Genomic DNA, 21,649 nt, shown 5'->3' on the forward strand with positions numbered 1-21,649 from the left:
CCGAGCGCCCCGGCCGCGGACGGCGGCCGTCCCACGGCGCCGCCGGCGCGAGGGGCCAGACCAACGGAATGGACAGCATGGGGAGCACCGACAGCACCGGGACCTCGTCGGGGCCGGGCGACGTGCGCCTGCGGGACGCGCCGTCCCGCGCCACGGCGGTGACGGCCGGCGGGCCCCGGGAAACGGTGCTCCGCCGGCTGCTGCGTTTCGCCCCCGCCGCTGCCGCCTACCTGCTGCTGGTCGCCCTGCTGCTGGCCGCGGACACCCGGCCCGGCGACATCGCCCGCTACACCTTTTATGCGGCCTGGGCCGTGCTGCTGCCCGGCACCCTGGTGTTCCGGTCGCTGCGGCGCCGCCCGTACACGTTGGTCGAGGACCTGGCGCTCGGCGCCGCCACCGGCCTGGTGCTGGAGCTGGCGGCCTGGGCGGTGCTGATGCCGCTCGGGCTGCAGAAGGCGGCGATCGCCTGGCCGCTGCTGGTGGTCGTGCCGTTCCTGGCGGTGCCCGGGCTGCGCCGGCACTGGCGGCCGCGCGGCTACCGGCGGCAGTCGGCGGGCTGGTCCTGGTCGGTGGCCGGGGTCGTCGCGCTGACCTCGGTGTACTACTACGAGGTCTTCCTCTCCCGCTTCCCGATCCTGCCGGACAGCGACACCACCCGGCAGTACGGCGACCTGCCGTACCTGCTGTCGCTCGCGGGCAACGCCAAGCACGACTTCCCGCCCACCCTGCCGCAGGCGGCGGGGGAGCCGCTGCACTACCACTGGTTCACCTTCGTCCACATGGCGATGGGCGACCTGGTCGGGCACATCGACCTGACCGTGATCGAGATGCGGCTGATGGTCCCGGCGCTGGCCGCGCTGGGCATCTTGGTGACGGCGGTGGTCGCCCAGCGGCTGAGCGGCCGGGCCTGGGCCGCCCCGGTGGCGGCGGTGCTGGTCTTCGCGGTGGGCGAGTTCACCGCGGCCTACCCGAACAACGTCAGCAGCTGGACCTTCGGCGCGCCCGAGGTCCGGCTGATGTCCTTCGTCAGCCTGTCGCTCACCTACAGCCAGCCGCTGCTGATCGCGCTGATCGGCGTGGTCGGCGACGTGCTGCGGCGCGGCCGGGCGGACGGCGGGCCCCTGGACGACGACGGGCGGGCGGACGACGGGCGGGCGCCGGCGCTGGGCCGCGGCGCCTTCGTGCTCACCGCCCTCTTCGCGCTCGCCTCCAGCGCCGCCAAGGCGAGCTCGCTGCCGGTGACCCTGGCCGGCCTGGCCTTCGCCGGGCTGATGGTGCTGATCGGCACCCGGCGCATCCCCTGGCCGATCGTCGGCCTCGGCGCGGTGATCGGCGCCGCGCAGCTGTTCGCGACGGCCGTCATCTTCGACTTCGAGAGCTACGGCCTGGAGGTCATCCCGTTCGGCAACGTCCAGCAGTACTGGGCCGATCCGCAGCACAGCCGGACGGCGGCGGTGCAGGCCGTGGTGGTCGCCGCGACCCTGGGCGCCTTCCTGCTGAACCACCAGCTGAAGGTGGTCGGCGCGCTGCCGCTGATGTGGCGCCGGCGGTTCCGGCTGGAGCCGGTGCAGTGGTTCCTGCTCGGCGGCGCGATCGCCGGGCCGGCCGCCTACCTGGCCGTGAACGGCTTCAACTCCAGCTACTTCACCATCGCCGGCCTGCCGTTCGGCGCGCTGCTGTCGGCCTGGGGCTACTGCGAGGCCGTCGAGCGGGCCGCGCTGCCGCGCCGGGCCGTGGCGGCGCTCCTGGCCGGCGCGCTCGCGCTCGCGGGCGGCCTGACGTACCTGATGTACCGGTACTCCGCGGACTGGGCGACGTGGGCGGTCGGGCTGTTCGGCCACGAGAAGGCCTGGCACTCGTACGACCCGCTGCTGCCCGCGCTGGTCGCCGCCGGCGTGCTGGCCGCGATCGCCGCCGTCTGCGGGCTGCTGTGGTGGGCGGCGGCCCGGGCGGTGCCGGCCCTGCGGCGGCGCGGCGGCGTGGTACTGCTGACGGCCACCCTGGCGATCGGCCTGCCCGGCCTCGGGCTGGACGTCCTGCAGGCCCGGCACGTGGTCTGGGAGGGCTCCTGGATCCTGCCGAAGACGCAGATCGACGGTGCCCGCTGGGTGCGCGCGCACAGCGACCCGAAGGACGTCCTGGCGACCAACGGCCACTGCTGGGAGTTCGAGGACTACAAGAACGGCCCGACCTGCACCAACTACCGTTCGCACTGGCTGGGGGCGTACTCGGAGCGGTCCGTCCTGATCGAGGGCTGGGCGTACGCGCCGCGGCTGATGGCGACCTCCGGCGGCGCCGCGGCGACCACCGCGCCGTTCTGGGACGCGGCGCTGCTCAAGCTCAACGAGGACGCCTTCTACCACCCGACCGCCGACATCCTGCGCCGGCTGCACGACGACCACCGCGTCCGCTACCTGGTCGTCCAGCGCAAGGCGGGCCAGGAGTCGCCGCTGCTGGCGAGGCTCGCCCCGAAGGTGTTCGACAACGGCCGGGTGGCCGTGTACGAGCTGTCCTGACCACCGACCCGACCCGACGACGAAGCATGGGCACAGACATGGTCTCCACCGACAAGCGGGCCGTAGGAGCCTCGACCGACGAGCCGGGGGCCGCGGAGCGGTCCGGCTCCACGGCCAAGCGACAGCTCCCGTCCTTCGCGATCATCGGGGTGCTGAGCACGCTCTTCTACCTCGGCCTCTACGTGGCGGCGCGGCAGGTGGTCGACCCGCAGGCCGCCAACCTGATCGCGCTCGCGGTCAGTGCCGTCGCCAACACCGCGGCCAACCGCCGCTTCACCTTCGGCATCACCGGCTCGGAGGGGGCGCTCAAGCACCAGCTGCAGGGCGCGGTGGCCTTCGTGATCGGGCTGGCCCTGAGCGCCGGCGTGCTGGCGCTGCTGCACTACGCGGCGCCGCACGCCTCCAAGGTGGTCGAGGTCGGCGGCCTGATCGTGGCCAACGGCCTGGCCACCGTGGTCCGCTTCCTGCTGATGAAGGTCTGGGTCTTCAAGGACTGAGCCCCGCGGGACACGGCAGAACACCGGAACGGCGGAGCGCCCGGTGCCTCGGGCACCGGGCGCTCCGCCGTTCGTCGTGCGGTCGTCGCTACGCGGAGACGGTGGGCGGCCGGACGGCCTCCGCCTCGCGGCGCTCGGTCGGTGCCCCAGCGGTGTCCTGCGCGGTGTCCTGGGCGGCCGCCGGGGCGGCCTTGCGGGCCTTGAGCCGGCGGATCGGCCCGGGCGTCCAGTCCTTCAGCTTCATCACCGGCGACTCGATCAGGTGCCACGACAGCGCGGCCAGCACGACCGTCCCGGCCAGCGCGCAGGCGAGGAAGCCGAGCTTGCCGTACTTGGCGTAGCCGAGCATCGCCAGCGCCTGCTCGACGGTGAAGCCGTAGATGTAGATGCCGTACGAGTAGTCCCGCTTGCGCCCGATCCGCTGGAACGGGCCGGGCAGCCGGATCGCCAGCCACAGCAGCAGGTAGGCGAAGGCCGGGTAGCCGATCACGAAGACGCCGCCCCAGCGCAGCGTGGCCAGGAAGGCCACCGCGGACGCCAGTGCCAGGGCGTCGTTGATCGGGATGCGCTCGCGGTAGAGCTGGAAGGTCGCGCCGATCAGGAAGACGAAGCCCAGGTGGACGATGAAGTGGATGCTCAGTGAGCCCAGGCCCGGGAGGTTGATGCCGGAGCCCATGTCGCCGGGGATGCCGCGCCAGCCGGGCGCCTCGATCCAGTCGTTGAGGATCAGCACCCACAGCGCGACCGCGGCCAGCGGGACGAAGCGGCGGGCCCGCAGCAGCACCCCGCCGGCGGCCAGCAGGCCGACGACGATGTAGCAGAGGATCTCGTACTTGAGCGACCAGAGCGCGCCGTTGACGCTGCCGTCGAAGTTGGTGCCGCGCCGGATGCCCTCGTGGATCACGCCGGAGACGTCCCAGCCGCCGGTCAGCGAGGTGTTCCAGGTGCCGAGCAGGTAGGTCTTCGGGCCGTTCGGGTCGTTCCAGAAGCCGTTCAGGGTGTGGTGCTGCCAGCGGTACAGCAGCGGCATGATCACCAGGGTGGAGATCACCAGCGAGCCCCAGAGACCGGGGAGGATGCGCAGCGCCCGGTGCCAGGAGTAGCGGCCGATGGTGCTGCGCCGGCCGCTGCCCGTGATCATGAACCCGGAGAGCACGAAGAAGCCGATCACGGCCATCTTCCCGATGTCGGTCTGCTGGCCGCTCTTCTCCCACAGCGGGTCCAGGTGGCCCCAGGCGAGCGGGTAGACGTGCGAGACCACCACGGAGGAGGCCAGCAGCAGGCGCAGCAGGCCGAAGCTGTTGGCACGGCCGGAGAACAACTCGGCCAGGGTGCCCCGGGATCGGAGCAGACTGCGCGGTCTCATGGGGGTTCCTCAGGGGCTGGTGGGTGCTGCCGCGATGGCGGAGGCGCCGGACGGGTGGGTGCGTCCGGCGCCGGTGCTGCTCTGTCGGGCGCGGCCCTACGCGGCCGGGTCGGCGGTCTGGGCGAGCCAGAGCTCGCGGACGGCCTCGCGCAGGGTGCGGCGGGGGGTCCAGCCGAGGCTCTCCCGGGCGACGGTGACGTCGAGCTGCTGCCACTCGGTCTCGGGGCCGGTGCCGTCCGGCGCCGGGACCTCGGTGATCTCGGTCGGCACGCCGCTCTCCTCGATCAGCAGCTCGACCAGCTGCCGGGCGGTGGAGGCGGAGCCGGTGCCGACGTTGACGACGGCCGGTGCCGAGCGGTCGGCGGCGGCCAGCAGGACGGCGTCGAGGGTGTCGGTGAGGTCGACGAAGTCGCGCAGGGCGGTGAGCGGCTGGAGCGACAGCTGGGCGGTCTCGCCGGCCCGGCGGGCGGCGTCGAGCTTGCCGGCCATCACGCCGAGCAGGCTGTGGCCGGGCTGGCCGGCGCCGACGACGTTGCCGAGGCGCAGCACGACGCCGCTGATCCGGCCGGCCTCGACGGCGCGCACGACGGCCTCGGTGGCGGCCAGCTTGAGCTTGCCGTACTCCATCACCGGGGCGGCCGGGTCGCTCTCGCGCTGGCTGGTGCCGACCGGGGCCATGCCGTACTCGTGCACGGTGCCGAGGTGGACGAGCCGGGCCGGGGCGGCCATCGCGGCGACGGCCTCGACCAGCCGCTCGGTGAGGACGACGTTGGCCTGGTACATCTGCTCGTCATTCAGGCCCCACATGCCGCCGGCCGCGTTGACGACGGTGTCGATCTCCTCGCGCTCCAGCAGCGCGGTGAGCTCGGCCGGGTCGCCGGTGGAGAGGTCGAAGGCGAGGAAGCGGCCGGGGGCCGGCTCGGCCGGGGCCTTGCGGGCGAGGCTGACCACCTCGGCGCCGCGCTCCAGCAGGCGGGCGCCGAGCACCCGGCCGATGAAGCCGGTGCCGCCGAGGACGGCCACCCGGGCCGGTGCCGTGTGCGGTGCGCTCATTGCGGAGGACTCCAAGGGGAGGACGAAGGGTCAGCGGGGCCGGCGGGCCGTGCTGGTGGCGTTGCGCAGCAGGGTCTTCGCGCCCTGCCACTGGCCGGCGCGCATCGCGCCCGGGACGAGGGTGAGGGCGTGGATGCGGGCGGACAGGTGGAGCCGGGAGGCGCGCGCCGCCCGCGGCCAGCCCTGGGCGTCGAGGCGGTCGGCGGCGTCCAGGAAGTAGCGCCTGGCCTCGGTGAAGCGGGTGCCGCTGAACGCGGACGAGGAGGAGATGCTGACGGCGTGCCGGCGGTACTGGAAGACCCGCTCGTCGTCGACGACCATCTGCTCGCCGGCCTGCAGCAGGTCGATGACCAGGGCGAGGTCCTGGATGATCTCCAGGTTGTCGCGGAAGCCGGTGGTCTTCACGGCCTCGGTGCGCCAGCAGATCGAGGGGAAGTACAGCCAGTTGCCCTTGAGCAGGCTGACCGCGAGGTCCTCGCCGCCCATCAGCACCCGGCCGCGCTGCTTGGGCGCGTAGATGCGGCGCTTGGACTCGTCGGCGAGCGAGGTGCTGGGCCGGCCGTCGCTGCCGATGACCTGGACGCCGGGCTGGATCATCGCGACGCCGGGGTACTGGGTGAGGATCGAGCGGACGGTGGCGACGTAGCCGGGCAGCATGACGTCGTCGGTGCCCATGAACACCAGGTGCTCGTACTCGGCCAGGCCGAGGCACTTGCGGTAGTTGCCGGTGACGCCGAGGTTCTGCTCGTTGCGGAAGTACCGCACCCGGGAGTCGCCCAGCTCGGCGAACCACTCGGGGACCCCGGGCTCCTTCCCGTCGTCCACGACGGTGAGCCGCCAGTCCGGGTCGGTCTGGGCCAGCACGCTGCGGACGGCTTCCTGCATCAGTGCGACGTCGCCGTAGTACGGCAGCAGGATTTCCAGGGTGGTCATGGTGGAGGCACATCCGGAGGTCGGTTCGGGCCGGCGGGCGGGGCGGGGCCCCGCGGCGGGCCCATCATACTGAGCCGCGAGCGGGCCCCCACCGACGGTGATGCCCGGACCACCGGCCCTGCGGGCGGCGGTCCGGGCATCGGTCGGGCTCAGGCCGTGCGCAGGCTCTCGGTGTAGGCGCGGCACTTCTCGTAGTCCGGCAGCAGGCCGCTCGCGATCGCCTCGGCGAGCGAGGGCGCGGCGGCGTCGCGGGCGGACAGCTGCGGGGCGTCGGTGGGCCACTCGATGCCGAGGTCCGGGTCGAGCGGGTGCACCGCGTGCTCGCCGGTCGGGTTGTAGGTCTCGGAGCAGACGTACGACAGGGTGGCGTCGTCGGTCAGGGCGCAGAACCCGTGGCCGAGGCCCTCGGCGATGTAGACCGCCTTGCGCTCGACGTCGTCGAGCCGGACGAACTCCCACGTCCCGAAGGTGGGGGAGCCCACCCGCAGGTCGACGATCACGTCCAGGACGGCGCCGCGCACGCAGCTGACGTACTTGGCCTGGCCGGGCGGGACGTCGGCGAAGTGGATGCCGCGCACCACGTCCTTGGCGGACACCGACAGGTTGCCCTGGGCCAGCCGCAGCGGGTGGCCGACGACCTCCTGGAGGTGGTCGAAGCGGTACCACTCCATGAACAGGCCGCGGGGGTCGCCGTGCAGCTGCGGGGTGACCTCGACGGCGCCCTCGATGGACAGCTCGCGGAACTTCACTTGGCCGCCTCCTCGTCGAGCAGCGCGATCAGGTACTGGCCGTAGCCGCTCTTGCACAGCGGCTCGGCCAGCTCGCGCAGCTGCGCGTCGTCGATCAGGCCGGCCCGCCAGGCGGCCTCCTCGATGCAGCCGATCTTGAAGCCCTGGCGCTCCTCGATGACCCGGACGAACTCCGAGGCCTGGACCATCGAGACGAAGGTGCCGGTGTCCAGCCAGGCGGTGCCGCGGTCGAGCACGGTGACGTGCAGCTCGCCGAGCTTGAGGTACTCCTCGTTGACGGCGGTGATCTCCAGCTCGCCGCGGGCGCTCGGCGTCAGGTCGCGGGCGATCTCCACCACGCGGTTGTCGTAGAAGTACAGGCCGGGCACCGCGTAGCGGGACTTGGGCGCGGTCGGCTTCTCCTCGATGGAGATGACCTGGCCGGCCTCGTCGAACTCGACGACGCCGTAGGCGGTCGGGTCGGCGACGGGGTAGGCGAACACCATGCCGCCCTGCGGGGAGGTGCGCTCGGCGAGCCGGGTGCCCAGGCCGCTGCCGTGGAAGATGTTGTCGCCGAGGATCAGTGCGACGGGCTCGTCGCCGATGAAGTCGGCGCCGAGGACGAAGGCCTGGGCGATGCCCTCGGGCTTCTCCTGGACGGCGTACTCCAGCTTCAGCCCGAACTGGGAGCCGTCGCCGAGCAGGCGCTGGAACTGGTCCTGGTCCTGGGGGGTCGTGATGATGAGGATCTCGCTGATCCCGGCCATCACCAGGGTCGACAGCGGGTAGTAGATCATCGGCTTGTCGAAGACCGGGAGGAGCTGCTTCGAGACAGCCCGGGTCAGCGGCCAGAGTCGGGAGCCGGTGCCGCCGGCCAAGAGGATTCCACGCATGCCCCGCAGCTTATGTGAGGTCCGCGGGCCCCTGCCGGGGCGGGGCGGAGGGTTCTCCGCGCCCCGGTAGACTTCCCGCACTATGCGCATCCTCGTCACCGGCGGCGCCGGCTTCATCGGTTCAGAGTTCGTCCGCCAGCTGCTCGGCGCCGGCGCCACGGACCGGATCACCGTCTTCGACAAGCTCACCTACTCCGGTGTCGAGGCCAACCTGGCCCCGGTCGCCGACCACAGCGGCTACACCTTCGTCCGCGGCGACATCTGCGACGCCGAGGCCGTCGACCAGGTGATGCCCGGGCACGACGTGGTCGTGCACTTCGCGGCCGAGTCGCACGTCGACCGCTCGATCGAGGGCGCCGGCCCGTTCGTGGTGACCAACGTCCTCGGCACCCAGGTGCTGCTGGACGCGGCCCGCAAGCACGGCGTCGGCCGCTTCGTCCACGTCTCCACCGACGAGGTGTACGGCTCGATCTCCGAGGGCTCCTGGACGGAGGAGTGGCCGCTCGTGCCGAACTCCCCGTACTCCGCCTCCAAGGCCGGCTCCGACCTGCTGGCGCTGGCCTACCACCGCACCCACGGCATGGACGTCGTGGTGACCCGCTGCTCCAACAACTACGGGCACTACCAGTTCCCGGAGAAGGTCATCCCGCTGTTCACCACGAACCTGCTGGACGGCAAGAAGGTGCCGCTGTACGGCACCGGCGGCAACATCCGCGACTGGCTGCACGTCTCCGACCACTGCCGCGGCATCGACCTCGCGATGCGCAAGGGCCGGGCCGGCGAGGTCTACAACATCGGCGGCGGCACCGAGCTGACCAACAAGGAGCTGACCGAGCTGCTGCTGCAGGCCGCCGGCGCCGACTGGTCGATGGTCGAGCCGGTCGCCGACCGCAAGGGCCACGACCTGCGCTACTCGCTCGACATCACCAAGATCGGCGAGGAGCTGGGCTACGCCCCGCAGGTGCGCTTCGAGGACGGCCTCGCGGCCACCATCGCCTGGTACCGCGAGAACCGCGCCTGGTGGGAGCCGCTGAAGGCCAAGGCCGCCCTGCGATGACGAACCCGGTGGCCAAGCTGCTGGGGGCGCTGCCCCCCGGTGTGCGGCTCGTCGCGGGGGGCACCGTCGTGCTCGGTGCCTCCTCGTACATCTTCCTGGCGCTCGCCGGGCACGGCTTGGACACCACGCAGGTGGCCGGGGTCTCGATGCTGTGGACCCTGGTCATGTCGGTCGGGTACGGCCTGTTCTCGCCGGTCGAGCTGGAGCTGAACCGGCTGGTGGCCGCCCGTGACGTGGCCGGCCAGGGCCCCGGGCCGGCCATCCGGCGGGTGCTGCTGGCCACCGTCGTGGTGCTCACCGTGGTGCTGGCCGGCGTCGCGGCCGCGGCCCGTCCGATCGCCGACCGGTTCTTCTCCGGCGACCTCGGCCTGGTGGTCGGCATGGGCGGCGCCCTGGTCGGCCTGGCGGTCAGCTCGGTGGCCCGCGGCGCGCTGGCCGGCCTCGGCCGGTTCGGCTCGTACGGCCTGCAGCTGGGCGTCGACGGCGGTCTGCGGATCGGTCTGGCCGCGCTGATCCCGCTGTTCGGCGTGCACTCGGCGTTCGCGTTCAGCCTGATCCTGGTGATCTCGCCGCTCGCCGCCTCGGCGATCGGGATGCGCTCGGTGCTCGCCGACCGGCGCGGCGGCCCGGCGCCGGCCTGGCGCGACGTCGTCACCGGCCTCGGCCTGCTGACCGGCTCGACGCTGCTGGCGCAGCTGATGGTCAACGCTGCGGTGGTGAGCGTCGGCGTGCTCTCGCCGTCCTCCAAGGCGCTGATCGCGGCGCTGCTCAACGCGGTGGTGCTGGCCCGCGTGCCGCTCTTCGCGTACGCCGCCATCCAGGCCTCGCTGGTCTCCTCGCTGTCCGGCGCCGCAGCGGCCGGCAACCACGGGGAGTTCCGCAAGGTGCTGCTGCGCACCGGCGGCATCGTGGTGCTGATGTGCACCGCCGCCGGGCTGCCGACCGTGCTGCTCGGCCCGTGGGCCATCCGCGTGTTCTTCAAGGCGCAGGACGTGCTCGGCCCGGCCGACTTCCTGTGGCTCTCGCTCGGCACGCTCTGCTACATGCTCGCGACGGTCTTCGGCCAGGCGCTGCTCTCGCTCGGCCGCCACCAGCGGCAGTTGGCCTCCTGGCTCGCCGGCACCGTGGTCCTGGTCACGGTCACCCTGGTGCCCGGTGCGATCGCCACCCGGGTCGAACTCGCCTACCTGGCTGGTGCCGCCGTCAGCGCGGCTGCCATGCTATGGGCGCTGAACCGCTCCCTGGCCGCTCCGGCCGGGTCCGTGACGGATCAGCGGGCAACCGCGGCGGCCTCCCGGTCGTCCCAGGTCTGAGACCCCGGTCGACCCGGGGTTACCACAACCGGCGGCGGCAGGCACGTCACGCCACGCCTTTTACACTGTGATCTCTTGGCCACGCCACTGTCGCTGAAAGGCGCTCTCAGTCGTGCATCTCACCGTCATCACCTCGATCACCGGCGTGCTGGTGCTCGTCTACATCCTGGAACTGCTGCGTCGCCAGCAGCTCCGGGAGAAGTACGCGGCGATCTGGCTCGCGATCGGCGTCGTCGTCGCGCCGCTCGGCTTCTTCCCGACGATCCTGGACTCGACCGCCCGGAAGCTCGGCATCGCCTCCGGCGTCAGCCTGGTCCTGTTCGCGGGCTTCGTCCTGCTGCTGCTGGTCTCGCTGCACCTGAGCTGGGAGGCCTCCCGGCTGGAGGCCGAGACCCGCACGCTGGCCGAGGACGTCGCGATGATGCGCGCGTACCTGGCCGAGCACCACGACTACCCGATCGCGCGCAGCAACAACGACGCCGCCAAGGCGACCGACCCCGGGGTGACGGCATGATCGACGGCAAGCGGGTACTGATCATCCTCCCGGCCTGGAACGAGGCCGAGGGACTGCCCAAGATCCTCCGCGAGATCCAGCAGAAGCTGCCGGGCGTGGACACCCTGGTCGTCGACGACGGCTCGGTGGACGACACCGCGGCCGTCGCCGCGGCGCACGGCTCCAAGGTCGCGCAGCTGCCGTACAACCTGGGCGTCGGCGGCGCCATGCGCTTCGGCTACCGCTACGCGCACCTGCACGACTACGACATCGCGCTGCAGTGCGACGCGGACGGCCAGCACGACCCCTCGTACGTGCCGTCGCTGATCGCCAAGCTCGACGAGGCCGACCTGGTCATCGGCGCCCGCTTCGCCGGCGAGGGCGAGTACCGGGTGCGCGGCCCGCGCTCCTGGGCGATGAAGCTGCTCTCGGTGGTGCTCTCCCGGATCGCCCGCACCCGGCTGACCGACACCACCTCGGGCTTCAAGGCCTGCAACAAGCCGATGATCGAGTTCTTCTCGCAGTGGTACCCGGTCGAGTACCTGGGCGACACGATCGAGAGCATGGTCGGCGCGGCCCGCTGCGGCTTCGTCATCCGCCAGGTCCCGGTCGCGATGCGCGAGCGGACCACCGGCACGCCCAGTGCCTCCCCGATCAAGGCGACCATCTACCTCGCCCGGGCCGGCCTGGTCCTGCTGCTCGCGATGATCCGCAGGATGCCCAAGCACATCAAGGCGATCCAGCCCGCCACCAAGAAGGCGGCGGCTCCCGCTCGGCAGTTCGCCGGGCGGAGCTGAACCGGGCCGGGTACCCGGGGCGTCAGGAGGATGGGGGAGGTTGGACAGCCCGCGTTCGTGCACGGGTTCTGTGCAACTTGTTAGCGTGAGCTCCACGAACGGCCGTCTCCGTCGGCGCCTCCGGGCGGCCGCGCGGCCGCGATCGGGGCCGAACGGCCTGCCGGGTTTCTCGTAGACCGGACCATCCAGGGGAAGAGTCGGACTTCAGTGCAGACAACAGCAGACACCGTCGGCGAGCGCCGCGGCGCCCAGGAGAGCAGACGACCCGAGCCGGGGGACGGGCGGACGGACCGCCTGGTGCGGCGGTTCGACGAGATCCGGACCTGCCGGTGGTTCTGGCCGGTGGCGCTGGTCGTCGGCTACGCGTTGGAGGTCGCCTTCCGCCTCGTGCTCGTGCGGGGCCTGGACTTCCCCTCGGTCCACCCGGACGAGGACACCTACCTCGTGCTGTCCCGGGTCCTGGCCGGCCGCTCGGCCACCGAGGTCCCGGTCGGCGTGGTCATCCCGGGCGGCTACCCGCTGCTGATCTCCCCGGCGATGCGGCTCTCCTCCGACCCGACCACGGTCTACCACCTGATCCTCGGCATCAACGCGCTGCTCAACGCGCTGGTGTTCCCGCTGGCCTACCTGGCGCTGCGCCGCCTGGGCGTGCGCCGGCTGCTCGCCTACGTGTTCGGCGGCGTCACCGCGCTGCTGCCGCCGGTGATCTTCTACTCGCAGTTCGCGATGGCGGACACCGTCCTGCCGGTGCTGATCCTGGCCTGGCTGCTGTGCATGCACGGCTGGCTGACCGAGGGCACGGTCAAGCGGCGCGCCTGGTACGCGGTCGGCATGGGCCTCGCGGCCGGCTACTCGATGGCCACCCACGACCGCGGCGGCGTCGTGGTCGCGGTGACCGGCGTGGTCCTGGTCGGCGTGCTCGTGCTGCGCTGGGCGCCCTGGCGCACCACGCTGGCCGGGCTCGGCGCGCTCGGCGTCGGCGCGGGCGCCGCGAAGGCGCTCGCCTGGTGGCTGGAGCGGCAGTTCACGGTGCCGCCGAGCCAGGTCGGCACCTTCCTGATGGACGGCCTGAAGGACTTCAGCATCCTCCGGCGCACCCTGACCCGTACGGTCGGCCAGGTCTGGTACTTCATCGTCTCCACCTGGGGCATCGGCGGGCTGGCCATCGTGGTCTGCGTCGTCGCGGTGTTCAGCAGCCGCTTCCGGCGGCCGGACCGGATCGTCGGCGGCGTCATGGTGGCGCTGCTCTTCGGCACCGCGCTGGCCTCCGCCGCGGCGCTGCCGGACGACGCCCGGATCGACGACTGGGTGTACGCCCGGTACACCTCGTACCTGATCCCGGCCGCCTTCGTGGCGGGCACCGCGCTCCTCGCCCGGCTCCCGCGCCGGCGCCTGGGGTACGCGGCGGTCGCCACCGCCGCCTTCACGCTGCTGCTGGCGCAGGGCGTCATCTGGTCGGCCGGCTCGAAGCTGCGCACCCAGGTGTTCGTGCTGTGGGGCATGCCGGACGTGGCGTTCCTGAGCGCGGACTGGACGAAGCTCAACATGATGCGGGCGACGGCCGCCGCGTTCGTGGTCCTGGCGGGCGTCGTGCTGCTGCTGCTCGCGGGCGGCCGCAAGGTGATGTGGGCGATCGGCATCACGCTGGCGTTCTTCGCCTGCTTCTCGATCTCGACGATCACCGAGCACGTCTCCAAGCCGTTCTCGCATTGGCGCAAGTCCGCCGCCACCGGGTTCACCAAGACCGCCGGGATCAAGCCCAAGGACAACCTGGTGATCGCCTGGGACGTGGACTGGGGCCTGCGGGCCACCCAGACCTACGAGGTCTACCCGGGCCGGGTCTGGTACCGGGACCCGCGCTGGCAGCCCGTCCCGGAGGGCGCGACGGCCGTCCTGACGCCGCTGCCGTCCGACCCGAAGGCCGCGCCCGAGTCCTACTGGCCGACCCACCCGGCGAACTGGTACGTGGACCGGACGGACAAGCAGGGCGGCTGGGTCATCTGGCGCCAGCGCTGACCGCCTGAACGGCGCGAGGGCCACCCGATCGGGGCCGGTGAGGAGCACCTCACCGGCCCCGATTGGCATCCGGGCTGCTCCATGTGGCAGTATGTCCAAGTTGCTCGGTTGAGTGCCGATGCTGCGCGCCTCCCGCCGGGAGGACCGGAAGCGAGTCCCATGTACTCGTCGTTCCCGTGATGGCCGTCAAGCGTGAGTTCTACGCCACGGCAGCTGCGGGGCGGACGTACGGGAATCTTCCGGGAAGCGTGTGCGGGGCCTCGGCCCGGCGCCCCCCTCCCCGAAAGTTCGAAACCGACGAAGTGCTTCGCCGGTTTTTTGCAAGCGCGAAGGCGACACGCCCGAGCGCGGGGGTCGGAGGGGGAGTCGTGAAGTGACTAAGGACAAAGGACTACTGAGTAGCCATGGCGGGACAGAAGATCCGCATCCGGCTCAAGGCCTACGACCACGAGGTCATCGACTCCTCGGCGAAGAAGATCGTCGAGACGGTGATCCGTACTGGTGCGCAGGTCGCGGGCCCGGTGCCGCTGCCCACTGAGAAGAACGTGTACTGCGTCATCCGCTCGCCGCACAAGTACAAGGACTCGCGCGAGCACTTCGAGATGCGTACTCACAAGCGTCTGATCGACATCCTCGACCCCACGCCGAAGACGGTTGACTCGCTCATGCGTCTCGACCTGCCGGCGGGCGTCGACATCGAGATCAAGCTCTGAGAGGCGCACCGAAGATGGCTAAGCAGATTAAGGGCATCCTGGGCGAGAAGCTCGGCATGACCCAGGTCTGGGACGAGAACAACCGGGTCGTTCCGGTGACCGTCGTCAAGGCTGGGCCGAATGTCGTGACCCAGGTCCACACCGCCGACAGCCCGGCCGGCTACGACGCCGTCCAGATCGGCTTCGGCGAGATCGACCCCCGCAAGGTGAACAAGCCCCTCGCGGGCCACTTCGCCAAGGCCGGTGTCACCCCGCGCCGCCACCTGGTCGAGCTCCGTACCTCGGACGCCTCCGAGTACACCCTGGGCCAGGAGATCACCGCCGAGCTGTTCGAGGCGGGTGTCAAGGTCGACGTGACCGGCACCTCCAAGGGCAAGGGCTTCGCCGGTGTCATGAAGCGTCACAACTTCAAGGGTCTCGGCGCCGGTCACGGCACCCAGCGCAAGCACCGCTCGCCCGGTTCCATCGGTGGCTGCGCCACCCCGGGCCGCGTGTTCAAGGGCCTGCGCATGGCCGGTCGGATGGGCCACGAGCGTGTGACCACCCAGAACCTGACCGTGCACGCGGTCGACGCGGAGAAGGGTCTGCTGCTCATCAAGGGCGCCGTCCCGGGCCCGAACGGCGGCCTCGTCCTCGTCCGCACCGCGGCGAAGGGGCTGTGAAGGATATGAGCACCATTGACATCCTGTCGCCGGCTGGCGACAAGACCGGCAGCATCGAGCTGCCGGCCGAGATCTTCGACGCGAAGGTCAGCGTTCCGCTGATGCACCAGGTCGTCGTGGCGCAGCTCGCTGCGGCCCGTCAGGGCACCCACAAGACCAAGACTCGTGGCGAGGTCCGCGGTGGCGGCAAGAAGCCGTACCGCCAGAAGGGCACCGGCCGCGCCCGTCAGGGCTCGACCCGTGCACCGCAGTTCGCCGGCGGTGGCGTCGTGCACGGTCCCGTGCCGCGTGACTACTCGCAGCGGACCCCGAAGAAGATGATCGCCGCCGCCCTGCGCGGTGCGCTCACCGACCGGGCCCGCCACAACCGCATTCACGTCATCACCGACGTGACCGCGACCGAGGCGCCGTCGACCAAGGCCGCCAAGAGCCTGTTCGGCAAGATCACCGAGCGCAAGAACGTCCTCCTGGTCGTCGAGCGCGAGGACGAGCTGGGCCTGAAGTCCGCTCGCAACCTGCCGAACGTGCACATCCTGGACGCCGGTCAGCTGAACACCTACGACGTGCTCGTCTCCGACGATGTGGTCTTCACCCAGGCCGCCTTCGAGCGTTTCGTGGCCGGTCCGGCCGCGTCCGCCAAGGCCGTTGCCGCTGAGGGCGAGCTCGAAGGGAGCGCCGCCTGATGAGCGACGTTACGAGCAAGACGTTCACGGACCCCCGTGACGTCCTGGTGAAGCCGGTCATCTCCGAGAAGAGCTACAGCCTTCTCGACGAGAACAAGTACACGTTCATCGTGTCGCCGGGCGCCAACAAGACCCAGATCAAGCAGGCCGTCGAGGCGGTCTTCTCGGTCAAGGTCGAGGCTGTCAACACGATCAACCGTCAGGGCAAGCGCAAGCGCTCCAAGACGGGCTTTGGCAAGCGCAAGGACACCAAGCGCGCCATCGTGACGCTGGCCGAGGGCAACCGCATCGACATCTTCGGTGGTCCGGTCTCCTGAATCAGGGGATCGTGATCGTCGATTAGGACGAGGACGAGAGAGCCAAATGGGCATCCGCAAGTACAAGCCGACTACGCCGGGCCGTCGCGGCTCCAGCGTGGCCGACTTCGTAGAAATCACGCGGTCCACTCCGGAGAAGTCGCTGGTTCGCCCGCTGCACAGCAAGGGCGGCCGTAACAACGCCGGTCGTGTCACCGCTCGCCACCAGGGTGGCGGTCACAAGCGCGCCTACCGCGTGATCGACTTCCGTCGTCACGACAAGGACGGCGTGCCGGCCAAGGTCGCGCACATCGAGTACGACCCGAACCGCACCGCGCGCATCGCGCTCCTGCACTACGCGGACGGCGAGAAGCGCTACATCATCGCGCCGCGCGGCATCGCGCAGGGTGACCGGATCGAGAACGGCGCTGGCGCCGACATCAAGCCGGGCAACAACCTGCCGCTGCGCAACATCCCGGTCGGTACCACCATCCACGCGGTGGAGCTGCGTCCCGGCGGCGGTGCCAAGCTGGCCCGCTCGGCCGGCTCCGGCATCCAGCTGCTGGCGCGTGAGGGCAAGATGGCGCACCTGCGCATGCCCTCCGGTGAGATCCGCCTGGTCGACGCCCGCTGCCGCGCCACCGTCGGCGAGGTCGGCAACGCCGAGCAGTCGAACATCAACTGGGGCAAGGCCGGCCGCATGCGCTGGAAGGGCGTCCGCCCGACCGTGCGTGGTGTCGCCATGAACCCGATCGACCACCCGCACGGTGGTGGTGAGGGTAAGACCTCCGGTGGTCGCCACCCGGTCTCGCCGTGGGGTAAGCCCGAGGGCCGTACCCGTCGCCCGAACAAGGCGTCGGACAAGCTCATCGTGCGCCGCCGCAAGACCAACAAGAAGCGCTAGGAGCAGGTCAGATGCCGCGCAGTCTCAAGAAGGGCCCCTTCATCGACGGCCACCTCATCAAGAAGGTGGACGCTCAGAACGAGGCGGGTACTCAGAACGTCATCAAGACCTGGTCCCGTCGTTCCGTGATCTCGCCGAGCATGCTCGGTCACACGATCGCGGTCCACGATGGCCGCAAGCACGTCCCGGTGTTCGTCACCGAGTCGATGGTCGGCCACAAGCTCGGCGAGTTCGCTCCGACCCGCACCTTCCGTGGCCACGTGAAGGAAGACCGGAAGTCGAAGCGTCGCTAGGTGTCCCTTCTGCGGCTCCGCCGCAGAGGCACTGAGCTTTAGCGCCAGAACGACTCAATGACTTACTCCATTAAGGGGACAACCATGGAAGCCAGGGCACAGGCGCGGTACATCCGCGTGACGCCCATGAAGGCCCGCCGCGTGGTGGACCTCATCCGTGGCATGAATGCCACGGAGGCCCAGGCCGTCCTGCGTTTCGCTCCGCAGGCCGCCACCGTGCCGGTCGGCAAGGTGCTCGACAGCGCCATTGCCAACGCCGCGCACAACTACAACCACTCCAACGTGGACGACCTCTACATCTCCGAGGCGTACGTTGACGAGGGCCCGACCCTGAAGCGGTTCCGTCCGCGTGCCCAGGGCCGCGCCTACCGGATCCGCAAGCGGACCAGCCACATCACCGTGGTCGTCAGCAGCAAGGAAGGGACCCGGTAATGGGCCAGAAGGTTAACCCGCACGGGTTCCGCCTCGGCATCAGCACGGACTTCAAGTCCCGCTGGTACGCCGACAAGCTGTACAAGGACTACGTCAAGGAAGACGTCGCGATCCGTCGTCTCATGACGAAGGGCATGGAGCGCGCCGGCATCTCGAAGGTTGAGATCGAGCGCACCCGTGACCGCGTCCGCGTGGACATCCACACCGCCCGTCCGGGCATCGTGATCGGCCGCCGCGGCGCGGAGGCCGACAAGATCCGGGGCAACCTGGAGAAGCTGACCGGCAAGCAGGTCCAGCTGAACATCCTCGAGGTCAAGAACCCCGAGCTGGACGCCCAGCTCGTGGCTCAGGGCGTCGCGGAGCAGCTGTCCTCGCGCGTCTCCTTCCGTCGTGCCATGCGCAAGTCGATGCAGGGCACCATGAAGTCCGGCGCCAAGGGCATCAAGGTCCAGTGCTCCGGTCGTCTCGGCGGCGCCGAGATGAGCCGTTCGGAGTTCTACCGCGAGGGCCGTGTGCCGCTGCACACCCTGCGCGCGAACGTCGACTACGGCTTCTTCGAGGCCAAGACCACCTTCGGCCGCATCGGCGTGAAGGTCTGGATCTACAAGGGCGACGTCAAGAACATCGCCGAGGTCCGCGCTGAGAACGCCGCTGCCCGCTCGGGCAACCGCCCGGCCCGTCCCGAGGGTGGTCGTCCCGCCCGCGGTGGCGAGCGCCGTGGTGGCGAGCGCGGTGGCCGCGGCCGTCGTCCCGCCGCTGCCGAGGCTCAGGCCCCGGCTGCCGTCGAGGCTCCGGCTGCCGAGAACACCGGAACGGAGGCCTGACCCCAATGCTGATCCCCCGTAGGGTCAAGCACCGCAAGCAGCACCACCCGAAGCGCCGCGGCGCTTCGAAGGGTGGCACCGAGCTGGCGTTCGGCCAGTACGGCATCCAGGCCGTGACCCCGGCCTACGTGACGAACCGTCAGATCGAGTCCGCTCGTATCGCGATCACCCGTCACATCCGTCGTGGCGGCAAGGTCTGGATCAACATCTACCCGGACCGCCCGCTCACCAAGAAGCCGGCCGAGACCCGCATGGGTTCCGGTAAGGGTTCGCCGGAGTGGTGGATCGCGAACGTGCACCCGGGTCGGGTCATGTTCGAGCTGTCGTACCCGAACGAGAAGACTGCGCGCGAGGCGCTCACCCGTGCCGCGCACAAGCTTCCGATGAAGTGCCGGATCGTCCGGCGCGAGGACGGTGAAAGCTGATGTCGGCCGCTACCAAGGCTGCTGAGCTTCGTCAGCTGGACAACGAGGCCCTCGTTGCCAAGCTCCGCGAGGCCAAGGAGGAGCTGTTCAACCTCCGCTTCCAGGCGGCGACCGGGCAGCTCGACAACCACGGCCGGCTCAAGCTGGTCCGTAAGGACATCGCGCGGATCTACACCCTGATGCGCGAGCGCGAGCTGGGCATCGAGACGGTGGAGAACGCCTGATGACTGAGAACACCAACGAGACGCGCGGTTTCCGCAAGACCCGTGAGGGTCTCGTCGTCAGCGACAAGATGGACAAGACCGTCGTCGTCGCCGTCGAGGACCGCGTCAAGCACGCGCTGTACGGCAAGGTCATTCGCCGTACCAACAAGCTGAAGGCGCACGACGAGCAGAACGCGTGCGGTGTCGGCGACCGTGTCCTCCTGATGGAGACCCGGCCGCTGTCCGCGACGAAGCGCTGGCGCGTCGTCGAGATCCTCGAGAAGGCCAAGTAACGAAGCCGATGTGGTACGGCCGTATGTGCAGCGGGTCCCCCCGGGACGCCGGTGTGAGCAGCGGCCGGCCCGTCGACTCTCGTTGACGATCAGGAGAAAGCTGTGATCCAGCAGGAGTCGCGACTGCGTGTTGCCGACAACACTGGTGCCAAGGAGATCCTTTGCATCCGTGTTCTCGGTGGCTCCGGTCGCCGCTACGCCGGAATCGGGGACGTCATCGTCGCGACCGTCAAGGACGCGATCCCCGGTGGTTCGGTCAAGAAGGGTGACGTCGTCAAGTGCGTCGTCGTCCGCACCGTCAAGGAGCGTCGTCGTCCGGATGGCTCGTACATCCGCTTCGACGAGAACGCCGCTGTCGTGCTGAAGAACACCGAGGGTGACCCCCGTGGTACCCGCATCTTCGGCCCGGTGGGCCGCGAGCTGCGCGACAAGAAGTTCATGAAGATCATCTCGCTGGCGCCGGAGGTGCTCTAACCCATGGCGAACAGCATGAAGATCAAGAAGGGTGACCTGGTCCAGGTCATCACCGGCAAGGACAAGGGCAAGCAGGGCAAGGTCATCCAGGCCATGCCGGCTGAGAACAAGGTCCTGGTCGAGGGTGTCAACCGGGTCAAGAAGCACACCAAGCCGGGTCCGGGTACCCAGGGTGGCATCGTGACCGTCGAGGCCCCGGTGCACGTCTCCAACGTCCAGCTGGTCGTGGAGAAGGACGGCAAGAAGGTCGTCACCCGCGTCGGCTACCGCTTCGACGACCAGGGCAACAAGATCCGCGTTGCCAAGCGGACCGGTGAGGACATCTGATGTCTGAGACGACTGTTGAGAAGGTGGCCCCCCGCCTCAAGGAGCGTTACAACTCCGAGATCAAGGGCCAGCTGCAGGAGCAGTTCTCGTACGAGAACGTCATGCTGATCCCCGGCCTGGTCAAGGTCGTGGTCAACATGGGTGTCGGCGAGGCCGCCCGTGACAGCAAGCTGATCGAGGGCGCGATCCGCGACCTGACCGCGATCACCGGTCAGAAGCCGGCCGTGACCAAGGCTCGCAAGTCCATCGCGCAGTTCAAGCTGCGCGAGGGCCAGCCGATCGGCACCCACGTCACCCTCCGTGGTGACCGCATGTGGGAGTTCCTGGACCGTCTGGTGTCGCTGGCTCTGCCGCGTATCCGCGACTTCCGTGGCCTCTCCCCGAAGCAGTTCGACGGCCGTGGCAACTACACCTTCGGTCTGACCGAGCAGGTTATGTTCCACGAGATCGACCAGGACAAGGTCGACCGTCAGCGCGGTATGGACATCACCGTCGTGACCACCGCTCAGACCGACGACGAGGGCCGGGCGCTCCTGCGCGCTCTGGGCTTCCCGTTCAAGGAGGCGTGAGCCAATGGCGAAGAAGTCCCTCATCGCGAAGTCCGAGCGCAAGCCGAAGTTCGGCGTCCGGGCCTACACCCGGTGCCAGCGCTGCGGCCGTCCGCACTCGGTGTACCGCAAGTTCGGCCTGTGCCGTGTCTGCCTCCGTGAGATGGCGCACCGCGGCGAGCTGCCGGGCGTGACCAAGAGCTCCTGGTAATCAACCCAGCGCTCTAGGCACAGCCAGCGAAGCAGAGGTGCCCGATCCCACATCGGCCCGTTTTGGGCCTGCCGTACGGATTCCCGTAAGGTAGTGGGGTCGGGCCCCCTGCCACGGCTTCCCCATGGATGTCCGTGGCCCTCTTGGGGAGGGCTCGCACCCAGTCTTACTACGTCGTAGGTCCCCTGCGCTTGTGCCCTTTCCGCACTCTCCGGAGTGCGGCGAGGGGACCTGGTGCGGAGAAACCACGGCGAGAGAGGCCTGAGGCCATCATGACCATGACCGACCCCATCGCAGACATGCTCACGCGTCTGCGTAACGCCAACTCGGCGTACCACGACTCCGTGGCGATGCCGTCGAGCAAGATCAAGGCGCACGTCGCCGAGATCCTGCAGCAGGAGGGTTACATCTCCTCCTACAAGGTTGAGGACCTGGAGGAGGTGGTCGGCAAGACGCTGACCATCGAGCTCAAGTTCGGCCCCAACCGTGAGCGCTCCATCGCCGGCATCAAGCGCATCAGCAAGCCGGGTCTGCGTGTTTACGCAAAGTCCACCAACCTGCCGAAGGTTCTCGGCGGCCTGGGCGTGGCGATCATCTCCACGTCCTCCGGCCTCCTGACCGACAAGCAGGCCGCCAAGAAGGGCGTAGGCGGAGAAGTTCTCGCCTACGTCTGGTAATTCGGGAAACGGAGGTACAGCA

At 70.0% G+C, this 21,649-nt stretch carries 28 protein-coding genes; 23 read left to right on the forward strand and 5 right to left on the reverse strand.

The genetic code is table 11. The features are described 5' to 3' along the window. Window positions 1-77 precede the first annotated feature (77 nt). Both AB2U05_RS19415 and AB2U05_RS19420 read left to right on the forward strand, forming a co-directional pair. The gene (locus AB2U05_RS19415; protein WP_369183844.1) at window positions 78-2,516 is read left to right on the forward strand and encodes a hypothetical protein; all 2,439 of its coding nucleotides are present in this window, start codon (window positions 78-80) and stop codon (window positions 2,514-2,516) included. A gap of 26 nt (window positions 2,517-2,542) precedes the next feature. After that, a complete protein-coding gene (locus AB2U05_RS19420; RefSeq protein ID WP_078859641.1) occupies window positions 2,543-3,013 on the forward strand; it encodes a GtrA family protein in 471 nt (156 codons plus the stop codon). Between the two features lie 88 nt (window positions 3,014-3,101). On the opposite strand, the gene AB2U05_RS19425 is transcribed toward AB2U05_RS19420, so the two are convergent. The 5 genes from AB2U05_RS19425 to rfbA all read right to left on the reverse strand — a co-directional run bounded on the left by AB2U05_RS19425 (window position 3,102) and on the right by rfbA (window position 7,986). Next, entirely contained in the window at window positions 3,102-4,379 is a 1,278-nt protein-coding gene (locus AB2U05_RS19425) for an acyltransferase family protein (protein WP_369183845.1), read from the reverse strand. 96 nt (window positions 4,380-4,475) lie between these two features. Further along, a complete protein-coding gene (locus tag AB2U05_RS19430; protein ID WP_045709382.1) occupies window positions 4,476-5,432 on the reverse strand; it encodes an NAD(P)-dependent oxidoreductase in 957 nt (318 codons plus the stop codon). A 30-nt stretch (window positions 5,433-5,462) separates the two neighbouring features. Then, window positions 5,463-6,365: a glycosyltransferase family A protein gene (locus tag AB2U05_RS19435; protein WP_045693052.1), complete on the reverse strand. Its 903-nt coding sequence runs from the start codon at window positions 6,363-6,365 to the stop codon at window positions 5,463-5,465. 149 nt (window positions 6,366-6,514) lie between these two features. Further along, window positions 6,515-7,114 carry a dTDP-4-dehydrorhamnose 3,5-epimerase family protein gene (locus AB2U05_RS19440; RefSeq protein WP_045709381.1) on the reverse strand — a complete coding sequence of 200 codons (600 nt, stop codon included), beginning with the start codon at window positions 7,112-7,114 and terminating at the stop codon, window positions 6,515-6,517. Beyond that, window positions 7,111-7,986: a glucose-1-phosphate thymidylyltransferase RfbA gene (gene rfbA / locus AB2U05_RS19445; protein WP_045693050.1), complete on the reverse strand. Its 876-nt coding sequence runs from the start codon at window positions 7,984-7,986 to the stop codon at window positions 7,111-7,113. Before rfbA ends, AB2U05_RS19440 begins: the two co-directional genes overlap by 4 nt. Window positions 7,987-8,068: 82 nt before the next feature. On the opposite strand from rfbA, the gene rfbB reads away from it, so the two are divergent. The 21 genes from rfbB to rpsH all read left to right on the forward strand — a co-directional run bounded on the left by rfbB (window position 8,069) and on the right by rpsH (window position 21,627). Further along, a complete protein-coding gene (rfbB, locus tag AB2U05_RS19450; RefSeq protein WP_045693049.1) occupies window positions 8,069-9,043 on the forward strand; it encodes a dTDP-glucose 4,6-dehydratase in 975 nt (324 codons plus the stop codon). Beyond that, on the forward strand, window positions 9,040-10,356 hold the full coding sequence (locus tag AB2U05_RS19455; protein WP_369183846.1) for a hypothetical protein: 1,317 nt from the start codon (window positions 9,040-9,042) through the stop codon (window positions 10,354-10,356). The genes rfbB and AB2U05_RS19455 overlap by 4 nt, the downstream gene beginning before the upstream one ends. A 112-nt stretch (window positions 10,357-10,468) precedes the next feature. Continuing rightward, the gene (locus tag AB2U05_RS19460) at window positions 10,469-10,870 is read left to right on the forward strand and encodes a DUF2304 domain-containing protein (protein ID WP_063773458.1); all 402 of its coding nucleotides are present in this window, start codon (window positions 10,469-10,471) and stop codon (window positions 10,868-10,870) included. Beyond that, window positions 10,867-11,646: a glycosyltransferase family 2 protein gene (locus AB2U05_RS19465; protein WP_045693048.1), complete on the forward strand. Its 780-nt coding sequence runs from the start codon at window positions 10,867-10,869 to the stop codon at window positions 11,644-11,646. The genes AB2U05_RS19460 and AB2U05_RS19465 overlap by 4 nt, the downstream gene beginning before the upstream one ends. Window positions 11,647-11,853: 207 nt before the next feature. Next, window positions 11,854-13,662 (forward strand): phospholipid carrier-dependent glycosyltransferase, encoded by a 1,809-nt coding sequence (locus AB2U05_RS19470; protein WP_369183847.1) that lies wholly within the window; start codon window positions 11,854-11,856, stop codon window positions 13,660-13,662. Window positions 13,663-14,066: 404 nt separating this feature from the next. Continuing rightward, window positions 14,067-14,375, forward strand: coding sequence for a 30S ribosomal protein S10 (gene rpsJ / locus AB2U05_RS19475; protein ID WP_012785157.1), 309 nt, complete (start codon window positions 14,067-14,069; stop codon window positions 14,373-14,375). Window positions 14,376-14,389: 14 nt separating this feature from the next. Further along, window positions 14,390-15,037, forward strand: a complete 648-nt coding sequence (gene rplC / locus AB2U05_RS19480; RefSeq protein WP_031063055.1) for a 50S ribosomal protein L3 — start codon at window positions 14,390-14,392, stop codon at window positions 15,035-15,037. A gap of 5 nt (window positions 15,038-15,042) precedes the next feature. Beyond that, window positions 15,043-15,720: a 50S ribosomal protein L4 gene (gene rplD, locus AB2U05_RS19485; RefSeq protein WP_045693046.1), complete on the forward strand. Its 678-nt coding sequence runs from the start codon at window positions 15,043-15,045 to the stop codon at window positions 15,718-15,720. Then, window positions 15,720-16,037, forward strand: coding sequence for a 50S ribosomal protein L23 (gene rplW, locus AB2U05_RS19490; protein ID WP_030280768.1), 318 nt, complete (start codon window positions 15,720-15,722; stop codon window positions 16,035-16,037). The genes rplD and rplW overlap by 1 nt, the downstream gene beginning before the upstream one ends. Window positions 16,038-16,083: 46 nt before the next feature. After that, a complete protein-coding gene (gene rplB, locus AB2U05_RS19495) occupies window positions 16,084-16,920 on the forward strand; it encodes a 50S ribosomal protein L2 (protein WP_030232466.1) in 837 nt (278 codons plus the stop codon). 11 nt (window positions 16,921-16,931) lie between these two features. Beyond that, window positions 16,932-17,213, forward strand: a complete 282-nt coding sequence (rpsS, locus tag AB2U05_RS19500) for a 30S ribosomal protein S19 (RefSeq protein ID WP_030280772.1) — start codon at window positions 16,932-16,934, stop codon at window positions 17,211-17,213. A gap of 84 nt (window positions 17,214-17,297) precedes the next feature. Beyond that, window positions 17,298-17,645, forward strand: a complete 348-nt coding sequence (rplV, locus tag AB2U05_RS19505; RefSeq protein ID WP_030280773.1) for a 50S ribosomal protein L22 — start codon at window positions 17,298-17,300, stop codon at window positions 17,643-17,645. Beyond that, window positions 17,645-18,469, forward strand: a complete 825-nt coding sequence (gene rpsC / locus AB2U05_RS19510) for a 30S ribosomal protein S3 (RefSeq protein WP_045693045.1) — start codon at window positions 17,645-17,647, stop codon at window positions 18,467-18,469. The genes rplV and rpsC overlap by 1 nt, the downstream gene beginning before the upstream one ends. Before the next feature lie 5 nt (window positions 18,470-18,474). Next, entirely contained in the window at window positions 18,475-18,894 is a 420-nt protein-coding gene (rplP, locus tag AB2U05_RS19515; RefSeq protein WP_045693044.1) for a 50S ribosomal protein L16, read from the forward strand. Beyond that, window positions 18,894-19,118 carry a 50S ribosomal protein L29 gene (gene rpmC, locus AB2U05_RS19520; RefSeq protein ID WP_031063040.1) on the forward strand — a complete coding sequence of 75 codons (225 nt, stop codon included), beginning with the start codon at window positions 18,894-18,896 and terminating at the stop codon, window positions 19,116-19,118. Before rplP ends, rpmC begins: the two co-directional genes overlap by 1 nt. Then, window positions 19,118-19,390: a 30S ribosomal protein S17 gene (gene rpsQ, locus AB2U05_RS19525; RefSeq protein WP_014136278.1), complete on the forward strand. Its 273-nt coding sequence runs from the start codon at window positions 19,118-19,120 to the stop codon at window positions 19,388-19,390. Before rpmC ends, rpsQ begins: the two co-directional genes overlap by 1 nt. Window positions 19,391-19,492: 102 nt before the next feature. Further along, window positions 19,493-19,864 (forward strand): 50S ribosomal protein L14, encoded by a 372-nt coding sequence (rplN, locus tag AB2U05_RS19530; RefSeq protein WP_030232481.1) that lies wholly within the window; start codon window positions 19,493-19,495, stop codon window positions 19,862-19,864. A 15-nt stretch (window positions 19,865-19,879) separates the two neighbouring features. Then, window positions 19,880-20,191, forward strand: coding sequence for a 50S ribosomal protein L24 (gene rplX / locus AB2U05_RS19535; RefSeq protein WP_030263484.1), 312 nt, complete (start codon window positions 19,880-19,882; stop codon window positions 20,189-20,191). Further along, window positions 20,191-20,760 carry a 50S ribosomal protein L5 gene (rplE, locus tag AB2U05_RS19540; RefSeq protein ID WP_030280779.1) on the forward strand — a complete coding sequence of 190 codons (570 nt, stop codon included), beginning with the start codon at window positions 20,191-20,193 and terminating at the stop codon, window positions 20,758-20,760. Before rplX ends, rplE begins: the two co-directional genes overlap by 1 nt. Window positions 20,761-20,764: 4 nt before the next feature. Beyond that, window positions 20,765-20,950 (forward strand): type Z 30S ribosomal protein S14, encoded by a 186-nt coding sequence (locus AB2U05_RS19545; RefSeq protein WP_030055830.1) that lies wholly within the window; start codon window positions 20,765-20,767, stop codon window positions 20,948-20,950. 272 nt (window positions 20,951-21,222) lie between these two features. After that, the gene (gene rpsH / locus AB2U05_RS19550) at window positions 21,223-21,627 is read left to right on the forward strand and encodes a 30S ribosomal protein S8 (RefSeq protein ID WP_045693043.1); all 405 of its coding nucleotides are present in this window, start codon (window positions 21,223-21,225) and stop codon (window positions 21,625-21,627) included. Window positions 21,628-21,649: the final 22 nt, after the last annotated feature.

Origin of the sequence: Streptomyces sp. Y1 (genome assembly GCF_041053115.1) — a bacterium.
Taxonomy (GTDB): Bacteria; Actinomycetota; Actinomycetes; order Streptomycetales; family Streptomycetaceae; genus Kitasatospora; species Kitasatospora rubellomurina.